The sequence below is a fragment of the Pseudomonas sp. lyk4-TYG-107 genome (genome assembly GCF_030209055.1).
GTDB lineage: Bacteria > Pseudomonadota > Gammaproteobacteria > Pseudomonadales > Pseudomonadaceae > Aquipseudomonas > Aquipseudomonas putida_A.
In genome coordinates this window covers 35105-47638 of record NZ_JARVST010000022.1, presented here as the reverse complement: position 1 = coordinate 47638, position 12534 = coordinate 35105, and the positions used below count along the sequence as shown (strand labels likewise).

Sequence of the window (12534 nt, the reverse complement as noted above, 5' to 3'; positions counted from 1 at the left end):
CACCGAGAATGGTGCGGCAGAGGTGTGTGCAATGATTACTGTTTGTTGTCTTCAGTAATCAGTTTCTCTGTATTCAATCCATGGCTAAGGCTGTACACATAAGCGGCGAGCAATTGCACTTTATCATTGCCCAACAGTTCGTTCTGTGCCGGCATGTGGCCCTGGCGACCGTGGCGGATGGTCTGCTCAAGCTGCGTCAGACTCGTGCCATAAATAAATCCGGCCGGGTGCGTCAGATTCGGCGCACCCATGGCTTCAGTGCCTTGGCCGGTTGCCCCATGACAGGCTACGCAGGTGGTGCTGAACGCTTGCTGTCCGGCTTGCAGGTCAGCCTTGCTGTCGGCAGGCAGCGGCAGGCCGGCGAGTTCGTGACGCACATACGCCGCGACGTTCTTCACCCCGGCTTCGCCCAGCACTTCGCCCCAGGCCGGCATCGCCGCCATGCGGCCACCCATGATGGTGGTCTTGATGGTTTCGGCGTCGCCGCCCCAGCGCCAGTCCTTGTCGGCCAGGTTAGGGAAGCCGAAAGCGCCCTTGGCGTCGGAACCGTGGCACACCGAGCAGTTGGAGGCGAACAGTCGGCCACCCATTTTCAGCGCCTGCGGATCCTTCGCCACTTCCTCCACCGGCATGGCGGCGAATTTGGCGAAGATCGGCCCGAATTTGGCGTCAGCCTTGTTCATCTCCTTTTCCCACTCGTGGACGCCGGTCCAGCCGTCCTCGTAGCCGGGCAGGATGCCTTTCCAGTTGCCGAGGCCCGGATACAGGATCAGATAGCCCACGGAAAACACCAGCGTGCCGGCGAACAGCATGAACCACCACTGCGGCAGCGGGTTGTCGTATTCCTCGATGCCGTCGAAGCTGTGGCCCATGGTCTGGTCGACGCTGCCCTTGGTCTCACCCCGACGCGTGCCGATCAGTAGCCAGGTCAGGCCGATCAGGCTGCCGATGGTCAGTACGCAGATCCACGTACTCCAGAAGGTGGTCATGGCCGGGTACTCCTTGGTTCAGATACTGGTTGGGTGTCGGGTTGCGGCTCGTCGGCGAACGGCAGCAGGCGCGCTTCGGCGAACTCCGGCGTGCGCTTGCGGTTGAACACCCAGATCGTCAGGCCGACGAAGGCGACGAACACCACGACGGTGCCGAGGCCGCGAATCAGCCCTGCACTCATTTCAATGATCATCGTGCTCACCTCTTGCTCTTGATCGCAGTGCCAAGCACTTGCAGGTAGGAGACGAGGGCGTCCATTTCGGTCTTGCCCTTGAGGCTGGCGACCGCGCCGCTGATGTCATCGTCGGTGTACGGCACGCCGAGGGTGCGCATGGTCTTGAGCTTGGTTTCGGTGTGGCTGCTGTCGACCGCTTGCGTCACCAGCCACGGGTAGGCCGGCATTTTCGACTCCGGTACCACGTTGCGCGGGTTGTACAGGTGCGCGCGGTGCCAGTCGTCCGAGTAACGCGCGCCGACCCGGGCCAGGTCTGGCCCGGTACGCTTGGAACCCCAGAGGAACGGGTGATCCCATACGCTCTCACCGGCCACCGAGTAGTGCCCGTAGCGTTCGGTTTCGGCGCGGAACGGCCGGATCATCTGCGAGTGGCAACCGACGCAGCCTTCGCGGATATAGATGTCGCGGCCTTCCAGTTGCAGCGCGGTATAGGGCTTCATGCCCTCTACCGGTTTGTTGGTGACGTCCTGGAAGAACAGCGGGACGATCTGGGTCAGGCCGCCGATGCTCACGGCGAACACCATCAGCAGCATCAGCAGGCCGACGTTCTTTTCAATCGTTTCGTGTTTCATGGCGGACTCCTCAGGCCATCTGCGCGGCAGCAACGACGTCAGCAGGCTGCGAGGCCCGCACGGTGCGCCAGGTGTTGTAAGCCATCAGCAACATGCCGCTGAGGAAGATCGCCCCACCCACCAGACGCACGATGAAGCCTGGGTGGCTGGCCACCAGGGTTTCGACGAAGGAGTAGGTCAGCGTGCCGTCCTCGTTGACTGCGCGCCACATCAGGCCCTGGGCGATGCCGTTGACCCACATCGAGGCGATGTAGAGCACGGTGCCGATGGTCGCGAGCCAGAAGTGCGCGTTGATCAGGCCGATGCTGTGCATCTGCTCTTTGCCGAAGACTTTCGGGATCATGTGGTACAGCGCGCCGATCGAGATCATCGCCACCCAGCCGAGGGCGCCGGCGTGTACGTGGCCGATGGTCCAGTCGGTGTAGTGGGAGAGGGCGTTTACAGTCTTGATCGCCATCATCGGACCTTCGAAGGTCGACATGCCGTAGAACGCCAGCGACACCACGAGGAAGCGCAGGATCGGGTCGCTGCGCAACTTATGCCAGGCGCCCGAGAGGGTCATCATGCCGTTGATCATGCCGCCCCAGCTCGGTGCCAGCAGAATCAGCGACATCACCATCCCCAGCGACTGTGCCCAATCCGGCAGCGCGGTGTAGTGCAGGTGGTGGGGGCCGGCCCAGATGTACAGGGTGATCAGCGCCCAGAAGTGCACGATCGACAGGCGATACGAATACACCGGACGTTCGGCCTGTTTCGGCACGAAGTAGTACATCATCCCGAGGAAACCGGCGGTGAGGAAAAAGCCCACGGCGTTGTGGCCGTACCACCATTGCACCATCGCGTCGGTTGCACCGGCGTACACCGAGTAGGACTTGGTCAGGCTCACCGGCAACTCAAGGTTGTTGACGATGTGCAGGATCGCCACGGTGATGATGAACGCGCCGAAGAACCAGTTGCCGACGTAGATGTGCTTGGTCTTGCGCTGCATGATCGTGCCGAAGAACACGATGGCGTAGGCGACCCAGACGATGGTGATCAGGATGTCGATCGGCCATTCCAGCTCGGCGTATTCCTTGGAACTGGTGTAACCCAGCGGCAGGCTGATCGCCGCCAATAGAATCACAAGCTGCCAGCCCCAGAAGCAGAACGCGGCGATTTTCGGCGCGAACAATTGCGTCTGGCAGGTGCGCTGCACCGAGTAGAACGAACTGGCGAACAGCGCGCAGCCACCGAAGGCGAAGATCACCGCGTTGGTGTGCAGCGGGCGCAGACGGCCGAAACTGGTCCAGGGCAAATTGAAGTTGAGTTCAGGCCAGACCAATTGGGCCGCGAGAAAAACCCCGAGCCCCATGCCGACGATGCCCCACACCACCGTCATAATGGCGAATTGGCGGACCACCTTGTAGTTGTAGGCGGTACTGATAGAAGTGTTCATGGTTCCCCATCCACGGTTCAGCCGAAGTGAGCGCGCGCAGAAAACGCCGCGAATCCTTCGCCTGGAGTTATAGGCAGACTAAAAGCGAGGCAAGCATGGACAAACAGCACAAGGCCAGTATTGACGGGGATCAATGGGCGCAGTGCGTGCGGGATCATGGGTGGTTGTGGGATGCCGCGTCGGGCGAGGCTTCGGCGACTTTGATCCTGGCGCATGGGGCAGGGGCGCCGATGGACAGTGAGTGGATGACGGATATGGCTGGGCGCCTTGCTGCACTTGGGGTGAATGTGTTGCGGTTTGAGTTTCCGTATATGGCGCAGCGGCGGGTGGATGGCAGTAAACGGCCGCCTAATCCGGCGCCGAAACTGCTTGAGTGCTGGCGCGAAGTGTTCGCTGAAGTGCGACGTCATGTCGCTGGGACTTTGGCCATCGGTGGTAAGTCCATGGGCGGGCGGATGGCCAGTCTCTTGGCTGATGAGTTGGGCGCTGATGCGCTTGTCTGTCTCGGTTATCCGTTTTATGCGGTTGGGAAACCTGAGAAACCGCGGGTTGAGCATTTGGCTTCTTTGCGGACTCGGACGTTGATTGTTCAGGGGGAGCGGGATGCTCTCGGAAATCGGGACGCTGTCGAGGCTTACGATCTATCGCCGAGTATTGAGGTGTTTTGGTTAGCCTCTGGGGATCATGATTTGAAGCCGCTCAAGGTTTCCGGGTTTACGCATTCGGACCATTTGGCTTCGGCGGTGGAGAAGGTTGCCGGGTTTCTTCGTTGAGGTTTGGTTGGGGGGTATATCCGTTGCTGCGGTAACGGCGACTTAGGGTTTCGCCCTGACGGCGACTCACTTTTTTTACAAGCGCCTAAAAAAAGTAAGCCAAAAAACGCTTGCTCCTACGTTCGGCCCGCTCGCTGGGGCTCGGAGTTCCTTCGCTCCGGGATCCATCCGGGCGCAGCGCCTACGGTTTGCTTCGCTGCACCTCCTCTCGCTGTGTTTGGCTTCGCCAAACGGTCGCTGCGCTCCCACCCCCGGATGAATCCCTCCGCTCAGCCTTCCGATGTCGCCTGTGGATCAAGATCAAAAGCGGTACTCGAGCTAACGCTCATCGTGTTGAGTGGTGAGGAGCAAGAGCGGTGCGCGTTCTGCTCTTGCCTTTGTGTGGAGCCTGACTGCTGGCGATGGCGGCCTGACAGCCGACCATTCTCTTACTGATGTCCCCGGCCCTACTGTGGGAGCGAGCCTGCTCGCGAAAGCTGTCTTCCGCGCGCCATCCATTTCTAACAGGCAATAAAACCCCGGAGGCTTTCGCTAACCGGTTTTTCACGATCAAAAGATCGCAGCCTGCGGCAGCTCCAAGGAGTCATTCTTTCAAATTACATTGAAGGGGTACTCCTCCGGAGTTGCAGCGAGCACCCCTGCCAGATCTAGCCAGCATCCGACGGTCTCAGTCTCGTCATGGTGAAAGTCCCCTTGGGATTCAGGCGATAGCGATGACTTTTGAATACGGCCTCGAATGATCCCGTAGCGATATCCGTTTCAGCATCATATTTAACGCTGAGGATCGCCGAGTCGGCGTCCACCGAAGCCATTCCGATAAATCCCGGCGGCGCAGGGATCCAATGGCTGTGAACAAATGTCAGCCCGTTGTCGAAGTTATAGACGCCTGTGAGTGACTCATCGGATTGGTAGGGCAGAGTCATGGAGAATGAAAAATAGCTTTCATCGTCGAAATTTCCTGTTCCTCCACTGATGGACCAATACCGCTCGCCCAAGAACTCGTCCTGATAGAAAGATCTGAATTTCGCTGTTTTCCGTTTACCGCCCAATCTCCATTGAAACCTGTCATCACTGACGAGCGGTTTTTTCGGGAGAAACATAACGTGAGTGGTCATTGTTAAACCTGCCTTTTCGAGTAAGAGGAGGTGTTACAACCGACTGCAATTACGGTTTCTCTTGATATGCGCTCGAACAGGTGTGCGTCTACTGTCAGATCTGACAGCTAGGCAGCCAGCCTTATATGTGCTGGTCAGCTAATAACGTTGCCGAGACTGCGTGAATATCCATTGCCGCGGTAACGGCCACTTAAGGTTTCGCCCTTACGACGACTCACTTTTTTGACAAATACCTCAAAAGTAAGCAAAAAAACGCTTGTTCCAACGTTCGGCCCGCTCGCTGGAGCTCGGGGTTCCTTCGCTCCGGGATCGATCCGGGGGGGCAGCGCCTACGGTTTGCTTCGCTGCACCTCCTCTCGATCGCCGAGGCTTGCGAATCGTTGTCGTTGGCCAAAGTCATGGCTGGCAATATCGCCAACTCAATCGGTGGCCCGGAGGGCAATCCGCTGCTGGCGCTGCAACAGCTGATCATGTTGAACGAGCTGTTGGTTAATCGATTGCTGGACAAACTGCGGTTGCCTCAATAATTCCGCTGGCCGTTATGGCCTCTTCGCGAGCAAGCTCGCTCCCACATTGGTTCTGCGTACACAGGACTAAATGTGGGAGCGAGCTTGCTCGCGAATGCGGTCTGCCAAGCACCATCACTTTCAGACTGGCAATAAAAAGCCCGGACGCTTTCGCTGTCCGGGCTTCCAGGTCAAAAGATCGCAGCCTTCGGCAGCTCCTACGGGTGATCGGTGAGCTGCCGCAGGCTGCGAACTTTTGATTTACTTTGTGGTGGATAGCCTGCCAGAGATCACATATTTATCGAATACTTTCTGCCCATCACGCGCGGCGTGCCGAACATCCAGGAATGTCAGTTCATCACGAACTTTCGGTTTGTGGGGTTTTCGCGTGGGGTATGGATTCATGCTGGCCGATCTGCGTGATTGAGTAGCGACCGGCAAACGATAGAACTTGGCTGCACCAAGCACCAGTCGGCGCATTCTGGCGCAGTTGTAGGCAGTGTCTGCGTTGCTTGAGTGAGATCGTCGTTGGTAGAGAAGGCCTCTTCGCGAGCAGGCTCGCTCCCACATTTGGAATGCATTTCCCTGTGGGAGTGAGCCTGCTCGCGAATGCGGTCTGCCAAGCACCATCATTTTCAGACTGGCAATAAAAAGCCCGGACGCTTTCGCTGCCCGGGCTTCCAGGTCAAAAGATCGCAGCCTGCGGCAGCTCCTACAGGTGATCGGTGTAGGAGCTGCCGCAGGCTGCGATCTTTTGCTTTTAGCGGTTAAACCGCTCCACCAACGAATACTGAGTATTCGCCGTCTTGGTCAGCTCTTCACTCAGCAACGCCGAGTTATGCGCCTGTTCCGAGGTCTGATCCGCCAGTTCCGAAATGTTGCTGATGTTGCGGCTGATCTCTTCAGCCACCGCACTTTGCTCTTCGGTCGCCGCGGCGATCTGGGTGGTCATGTCGGTGATGTTGGCCACTGCTTCGCTGATGCCGACCAGTGCCTGATCCGCTTCCAGTACCCGCGCCACACCTTCTTCCGCCTGGCGATGGCCGGCTTCCATGGTTTGCACGGCGCTGGACGCGGTCTGTTGCAGCTTGGCGATCAGGGCGTGGATCTGGCCGGTGGATTCGCTGGTACGTTGCGCCAGTTGGCGCACTTCGTCAGCTACCACGGCGAAGCCACGGCCCATCTCGCCGGCACGTGCCGCTTCGATGGCGGCGTTGAGCGCGAGCAGGTTGGTCTGGTCGGCGATGCCTTTGATCACGTCGACCACGCCGCCGATTTCGTCGCTGTCCTTGGCCAGTTGGGTGACGGTCAGGCCGGTTTCGCCGACCACCACCGACAGGCGCTGGATGGCTTCGCGGGTTTCCCCGGCGATGTCGCGGCCGCGACCGGTCAGGCGGTTGGCTTCCTGAGTGGCGTCAGCGGTGCGCTGCACGTGACTGGCCACTTCCTGGGTGGTCGCGGCCATCTGGTTGACCGCAGTGGCGACCTGTTCGGTTTCCACGCGCTGACGTTCCAGACCGCTGGAGCTGTTGTGCGCCAGGGCGTCGGACTGTTTGGCCTGATCGGTCAGGTGCTCGGCGGTGTCCTGTAGACGGGTCAGGCAGGTTTTCAGGCGCGCTTCCTGGCTGAGGATCGACATTTCCAGACGCGCTTGCGCGCCACGGCTGTCGGTGTACATCTGCGCGATCAGTGGGTCGGAGGTGGTCTGTTCGGCCAGGCGCAGCAGGCGCTTGAGTCCGCGTTGCTGCCATTGCAGGCCCATCAGGCCCAGTGGTACCGACAAACCGGCCGCGAGGGCAAAGCCCCAGTGCGAGTTCAGCGTCGCGCCGATCACGAAGCTCAGCTGGCTGACCAGAATGAATGGCAGCCAGTCCTGTAGCACCGGCAGCCATTTGTCGCTGGAAGGGATCGCCGACTTGCCCTGGTTGATGCGTTGGTAGAGCGCTTCGGCACGGCGGATCTGTTCGGCGGTGGGTTTGATCCGCACCGACTCGTAACCGACCACCTGATTGCCGTCGAACACCGGTGTCACGTAGGCGTTCACCCAGTAGTGGTCACCGGATTTGCAGCGGTTCTTGACAATGCCCATCCATGGCAAGCCTTGTTTCAGTGTGCCCCACATGTGCGAAAACACCGCAGCCGGGACGTCGGGGTGACGAACCAGGTTGTGCGGCGCACGGATCAGCTCTTCACGCGAAAACCCGCTGATTTCGACGAAAGCGTCGTTGCAGTAGGTGATCACGCCTTTGGCGTCGGTTGTGGAAATCAACCGCTGCTGAGCCGGGAAAGTCCGTTCGCGTTGTGTAATGGGCTGGTTATTACGCATGGTTTTTCAATCCGCAAGGCTTTGAAAGGTTGTCGGCGCTGTCAGGAAATTATTGAAGTTTTTTTTCAGATATAAGTACGGCGTCGCAAAACGGCTCTTGCTTCAAGCGACCAGCATCGGATAGGTGAACAGCGCAAAATGCAGCAGGTTCAGCCCGAAGTGCGTGGCGATCGCCGCCGCAAGGCCACCGAAACGGTAGGCCAGACCATAGCCGACACCCGCCAGACCCGCCAGCAACACCCAGTGCCAGCCGGCACCCACATGCGCCAGGGCAAAGATCAGCGACGCCAGCAGCAGGGCGAGGTTGTCGCCGTGGGGCTGGTGTTTGAACAGTCGGCTCAAACCGCCCTGTATATAGCCGCGAAACAGCGCCTCCTCGACCAGCGTCACCAACAGCAGATTGTTCAGCAGCCACAGCCACGCCTGATCGGGCCACTTCGGCGCCCAGGCAATCATGCCGAACAACAGTGCGCCGCCCAGCGCCAGGACGGCGCTCAAGGTCAGGGCGAGGACGCTGGCGTACACCGTCGGACGCAGCGAGCGTGCCGCGACAATCCACGGGCAGGCGAGCAACAGCCAGAAGCCGATCAAGGGTTTGTCCAGATTCAGGTACATCGCAAACGGCACGGCGTCGTCGGTGAAACGCAGTGGGGCAATGGCCCGGCCGTTGGCGAATCCCGGCAACCAGTGCAGCGCCAGCGACAGGGCGAGGAAGATGAACACGGCATGCCCCAACAGGCGCGCCACCGGCACCTGCTGTTGGCGCACGGCGAAACCGGTCAACAGCAATAGTCCCACGGAGATCAGCGCGAGCCAGCCGAGTTGGCCAAAGCTTAACGCCAATCCATAACCGAGGCTGAGAAGTGCCAGATAGAGCCATGGCAACGCCTTCATCGAAAGTCCTTGTGCAGAATTTTGTGGAAGGGCTTTCTACACGGGTGAGGGCGTCGGGACAAGTAAAGCTGTGGCGGGATGCGGGGACAGGCTCCCAACCTGAGGCTATCCACAAAACCCATTGTGGGAGCGGGCTTGCTCGCGAATGCGGTGTGTCAGGCGATAAAAATCTCGACGGATACACCGCATTCGCGAGCAAGCCCGCTCCCACAGTAGATCTGTGTGTGGCTGAGGAATCAGCGCAGATCGAGCTTCGCCGCCGCGCGCTCGGTGATTTCCTTGCGCAGTTTCAGCGACGGTGCTGCACGCAGGCGAGCCTCATCGACGATCGCGCTCGGTGCCGTATCAGGGCTGCCCGAATTGAACGGCGGCGCCGGCGCATATTCCAGTTGCAACTGAATCAGCTGCGCCGCCTCGGCCCCCACCAGTTCGGCAGCCAGCACCAGCGCAAAGTCGATGCCGGCGGTAATGCCGCCACCGGTAAACAGATTACCGTCGCGTACCACCCGGTCCTGCACCGCAATCGCGCCGAGTTTCGGCAGCAGTTCGTGATAGGCCCAGTGGGTGGTCGCACGTTTGCCTTTCAGCAGTCCCGCCGCGCCCAGCACCAGCGAACCGGTGCATACCGACGTCACATATCGGGCCTGTGCCGCCTGACGCTTGATGAACCCCAGCGTCTGCTCATCTTCCATCAGCGGCCCGACCCCGGCGCCGCCGGGAACGCAGATCACATCCAGATCCGGGCAGTCCTCGAAGGTGGTGGTCGGTTTCAACAGCAGGCCGGTGCTGGCGGTGACCGGCACCAGATCTTTCCAGATCAGATGCACCTGCACGTCCGGCAGCGAGGCCAGTACGTCATAGGGACCGGTCAGGTCGAGTTGCTGCACCTGCGGAAACAACAGAAAACCGATCTGCAACGTCATGGGGTGTTTCTCCAGTTGGGGGGTGGACGGCTTCACTGTAGGCGCGTAGGTTCTGGCGTATACGCCAATCACCCCACGAATTACGCCAAATGCCCAAAGCCATTCACGTACTCGCGTTCGCCAACATGCAGATCCTCGACGTCACCGGCCCACTGCAAGTGTTCGCCTCGGCCAACGACATCGCTCGCCAGCGCGGCTTGCCGGTGCCGTATGCACCGTCGGTGATTGCTCGCGAGGGCGGGGCGGTGATGTCCTCGGCGGGGCTGGCGGTGCTCGCCGAACCGTTGCCGCAAGACGCCAGCGACACGCTGATTATCGCGGGTGGTTGGGGGATCTATCCGGCATCTGAAGATGAGTCGCTGGTGGATTGGGTACGCGAGCACGCAGCGAAATGTCGACGCGTCGCCTCGGTGTGTACGGGGGCATTTCTACTGGCGGCGAGCGGCTGGCTCGACGGACGTCGCGTGGTCACCCACTGGACTCGTTGCGAACAACTGGCCCTGCAGCACCCGAAGCTGCAGGTCGAAGCCAACCCGATTTTCATCAACGACGGCCCGGTCTGGACCTCGGCCGGCGTCACCGCCGGCATCGATCTGGCGTTGGCGATGGTCGAGGAAGATCTGGGCCGCGACATCGCCCTCGACGTCGCTCGGCATCTGGTGGTGTTCCTCAAACGTCCGGGCGGCCAATCGCAATTCAGCGTGACCCTGGCCCTGCAGAATCAGGGCAATCGCTTTGATGAACTGCACGCCTGGATCGCCGAAAACCTCACCTGCGACCTCGGCGTGCCGACCCTGGCCGAACAGGCCGGCATGAGCGAACGCAGCTTCGTCCGCCACTACCGCGCCGACACCGGCCAGACCCCGGCCCGCGCCATCGAACTGATCCGCGTCGAAACCGCCCGGCGCCTGCTCAGCGACACCGGGCTGCCGGTGAAACGGATTGCGGCCAACTGCGGGTTTGGCAGTGAAGAAACGTTGCGCCGCAGTTTTCTGCGGGCGATCGGGGTGACGCCGCAGGCGTACAGGGAGCGGTTTTCGGTCAGTTCCGGAGCAGATCCAGTAATGCCTTGAGGGTTTGCTGCGGTGCTTCTTCGGGAATGTTGTGGCCGATACCGGGCAGGACGCGCCTTTCGTACGGGCCGGTGAAGTGCGCAATGTCGTCATCTATTTCCGGCGCCGGGCCGACCCCGTCATCGGCACCGCACAGAGAAATAGTCGGCACGCTGATCGGCGGTTGTTTGATCAACGCATCTTCCAGCCATTGCAGCGCCGGATCGCCTGCGGCGTACATGAAGCGATGACGGTAGGAATGAATCACCACGTCTACGAAATCAGGGTTGTCGAAGGCCGGTGCGCTCAGCGGATAACGTTCGGCGTTGCGTGCCCAGGTCGGTGACCACAATTTCCACAGCAGCTCACAGAACGCCCGCCGATTTTGCGTCAGGCCTGCGATGCCGCGGGGTGTGTGGAAATAGTACTGGTACCAATAACGGTTCTCGGTCTCGGGGTCCAGTGGCCGGGTCGAATTGGCGATGTCCTGCACGTTGTAACCATCCCCCGTCACTAGCCCGCGTACCCGCTCGGGAAACAACGCCGCAACGATGCACGCTGCCCGACCGCCCCAGTCGTAACCGCAAAGCGTGGCGTGTTCGATACCCAATGCATCCATCAACTCCAGCAAGTCCTGGGCGAGGGCTGCTTGCTGGCCGGAGCGCAGTGTTTCGGGGTAGTTGAAGCGAGTCGGCCCGTAACCGCGCAGGTACGGGACGATCACCCGATAACCGTGGGCGGCGAGGACCGGGGCGATTTCGTCGTACGCCCGAGGCGAGTAGGGGAAGCCATGCAGCAATATGACCGCGTCGCCGCTGGACGGGCCGTGCTGTTCAAAGGCTACGGCCAAGTTCGGTGTCAATACGCATTGAATGTCAGACACGGCAGACTCCACAGCAATTGGGCGTCAGGCAACACTAGACCATTCCTTTGTGGCGAGGGAGCTTGCTCCCGCAGGCCTGCGCAGCAGGTCCATTGAAGTATGGGGTCGCTTCGCAACCCGGCGGGAGCAAGCTCCCTCGCCACCGGTGAAGCGTCACTTGCCGGGGTTGCTTCTCCTTAAGCCTCGGCTTCCGCCACCTGATTGAAATACTTCGTCCGATCCGGGGTAAACGTCACCCGCATCTTCGTCCGCGAGCAGGTCAGCGAACGTTCCTCACCCAGATCAATATCCAGATCCTCGCCACGCAACCCCTGCCACTGGGCGAGGTATTTCAGCGAGCCGTATTTCTCGTTTTTCTTCAGGCTGCGGCTCACGCCACCTTTCCAGCCGAGCACCGGCAGTTCGCCGGCGAGGCATTGTTGTGCAAGGTCGGGGAAGCGGGTGGCGCGCTGGCGGCCGATTTCCCAGCACTTGATCAGGCCTTTGTCGGCGGCTTCCCAGAGTTGGGTGCGGGTCAGGCCGCTGCGCAGGGGCGTGGCGATGGGGCGGTGGACGTGCTGGGTCATTCTGGTTCCTTGAATTCGGGTTTTATTGGACAGCTCCGCTGTGCCCGTTGCGGTGGATGGTAGGGGGGGATGTAACAGCTGGCAACAGGGTATTTCAGGGTGTAAGTGCAGGTTGCGGGGGAGGGATTTGCCTGGGTGTTGTTTAGAAGAAGCAGGAACAAACTACCCAAACTGTGGTGAGGGGATTTATCCCCGATCGGCTGCGCAGCAGGCGCAAAGCCAAGCAACGCGGTGCTGTTGACGAAATGCACCGGAAAAATCAGG

13 protein-coding genes are annotated in these 12534 nt (G+C 60.3%); 3 read left to right on the top strand and 10 right to left on the bottom strand.

The window, feature by feature from the left end:
- Window positions 1-35 precede the first annotated feature (35 nt).
- From ccoP to ccoN, 4 genes are read right to left on the bottom strand one after another with little or no spacing between them, the layout of a single operon-like run.
- Window positions 36-989: a cytochrome-c oxidase, cbb3-type subunit III gene (gene ccoP, locus QRN61_RS18995; RefSeq protein ID WP_285374589.1), complete on the bottom strand. Its 954-nt coding sequence runs from the start codon at window positions 987-989 to the stop codon at window positions 36-38.
- Window positions 986-1183, bottom strand: coding sequence for a cbb3-type cytochrome oxidase subunit 3 (locus QRN61_RS18990; RefSeq protein ID WP_095138674.1), 198 nt, complete (start codon window positions 1181-1183; stop codon window positions 986-988). Before QRN61_RS18990 ends, ccoP begins: the two co-directional genes overlap by 4 nt.
- 5 nt (window positions 1184-1188) lie before the next feature.
- Entirely contained in the window at window positions 1189-1797 is a 609-nt protein-coding gene (ccoO, locus tag QRN61_RS18985; protein ID WP_003223389.1) for a cytochrome-c oxidase, cbb3-type subunit II, read from the bottom strand.
- A gap of 10 nt (window positions 1798-1807) precedes the next feature.
- Window positions 1808-3232, bottom strand: coding sequence for a cytochrome-c oxidase, cbb3-type subunit I (gene ccoN / locus QRN61_RS18980; RefSeq protein ID WP_103368400.1), 1425 nt, complete (start codon window positions 3230-3232; stop codon window positions 1808-1810).
- Window positions 3233-3327: 95 nt separating this feature from the next.
- On the opposite strand from ccoN, the gene QRN61_RS18975 reads away from it, so the two are divergent.
- On the top strand, window positions 3328-4005 hold the full coding sequence (locus tag QRN61_RS18975; protein WP_027613247.1) for an alpha/beta family hydrolase: 678 nt from the start codon (window positions 3328-3330) through the stop codon (window positions 4003-4005).
- Window positions 4006-4652: 647 nt separating this feature from the next.
- Here the strand turns inward: QRN61_RS18975 and QRN61_RS18970 are convergent.
- Entirely contained in the window at window positions 4653-5120 is a 468-nt protein-coding gene (locus QRN61_RS18970; protein ID WP_098967989.1) for a hypothetical protein, read from the bottom strand.
- A gap of 308 nt (window positions 5121-5428) precedes the next feature.
- On the opposite strand from QRN61_RS18970, the gene QRN61_RS27805 reads away from it, so the two are divergent.
- Window positions 5429-5647 carry a DUF6124 family protein gene (locus QRN61_RS27805; protein WP_440131040.1) on the top strand — a complete coding sequence of 73 codons (219 nt, stop codon included), beginning with the start codon at window positions 5429-5431 and terminating at the stop codon, window positions 5645-5647.
- A gap of 739 nt (window positions 5648-6386) precedes the next feature.
- Here the strand turns inward: QRN61_RS27805 and QRN61_RS18960 are convergent.
- The 3 genes from QRN61_RS18960 to inhA form a co-directional block, all read right to left on the bottom strand.
- Window positions 6387-7952, bottom strand: coding sequence for a methyl-accepting chemotaxis protein (locus QRN61_RS18960; RefSeq protein ID WP_003223402.1), 1566 nt, complete (start codon window positions 7950-7952; stop codon window positions 6387-6389).
- Between the two features lie 102 nt (window positions 7953-8054).
- Window positions 8055-8846, bottom strand: a complete 792-nt coding sequence (locus QRN61_RS18955; RefSeq protein ID WP_285374578.1) for a CPBP family intramembrane glutamic endopeptidase — start codon at window positions 8844-8846, stop codon at window positions 8055-8057.
- 236 nt (window positions 8847-9082) lie between these two features.
- Window positions 9083-9769: an isonitrile hydratase gene (gene inhA / locus QRN61_RS18950; protein WP_285374575.1), complete on the bottom strand. Its 687-nt coding sequence runs from the start codon at window positions 9767-9769 to the stop codon at window positions 9083-9085.
- Between the two features lie 89 nt (window positions 9770-9858).
- On the opposite strand from inhA, the gene QRN61_RS18945 reads away from it, so the two are divergent.
- Window positions 9859-10842, top strand: coding sequence for a GlxA family transcriptional regulator (locus QRN61_RS18945; RefSeq protein WP_285374572.1), 984 nt, complete (start codon window positions 9859-9861; stop codon window positions 10840-10842).
- Here QRN61_RS18945 and QRN61_RS18940 read toward each other — a convergent pair.
- Window positions 10811-11704, bottom strand: coding sequence for an alpha/beta fold hydrolase (locus QRN61_RS18940; protein WP_285374570.1), 894 nt, complete (start codon window positions 11702-11704; stop codon window positions 10811-10813). The two genes, QRN61_RS18945 and QRN61_RS18940, sit on opposite strands and share 32 nt — an antisense overlap.
- Window positions 11705-11880: 176 nt before the next feature.
- On the bottom strand, window positions 11881-12270 hold the full coding sequence (locus QRN61_RS18935) for a hypothetical protein (RefSeq protein ID WP_135295325.1): 390 nt from the start codon (window positions 12268-12270) through the stop codon (window positions 11881-11883).
- Window positions 12271-12534: the final 264 nt, after the last annotated feature.

Bases quoted from the DNA above. Each gene is read 5' to 3' on its own strand.
- QRN61_RS18970 (WP_098967989.1), bottom strand. From the start codon at position 5,120: ATGACCACTCACGTTATGTTTCTCCCGAAAAAACCGCTCGTCAGTGAT.
- ccoP (WP_285374589.1), bottom strand. From the start codon at position 989: ATGACCACCTTCTGGAGTACGTGGATCTGCGTACTGACCATCGGCAGC.
- QRN61_RS18975 (WP_027613247.1), top strand. From the start codon at position 3,328: ATGGACAAACAGCACAAGGCCAGTATTGACGGGGATCAATGGGCGCAG.
- QRN61_RS18955 (WP_285374578.1), bottom strand. From the start codon at position 8,846: ATGAAGGCGTTGCCATGGCTCTATCTGGCACTTCTCAGCCTCGGTTAT.
- QRN61_RS18960 (WP_003223402.1), bottom strand. From the start codon at position 7,952: ATGCGTAATAACCAGCCCATTACACAACGCGAACGGACTTTCCCGGCT.
- ccoO (WP_003223389.1), bottom strand. From the start codon at position 1,797: ATGAAACACGAAACGATTGAAAAGAACGTCGGCCTGCTGATGCTGCTG.
- QRN61_RS18935 (WP_135295325.1), bottom strand. From the start codon at position 12,270: ATGACCCAGCACGTCCACCGCCCCATCGCCACGCCCCTGCGCAGCGGC.
- QRN61_RS18945 (WP_285374572.1), top strand. From the start codon at position 9,859: ATGCCCAAAGCCATTCACGTACTCGCGTTCGCCAACATGCAGATCCTC.
- QRN61_RS18990 (WP_095138674.1), bottom strand. From the start codon at position 1,183: ATGATCATTGAAATGAGTGCAGGGCTGATTCGCGGCCTCGGCACCGTC.
- ccoN (WP_103368400.1), bottom strand. From the start codon at position 3,232: ATGAACACTTCTATCAGTACCGCCTACAACTACAAGGTGGTCCGCCAA.
- inhA (WP_285374575.1), bottom strand. From the start codon at position 9,769: ATGACGTTGCAGATCGGTTTTCTGTTGTTTCCGCAGGTGCAGCAACTC.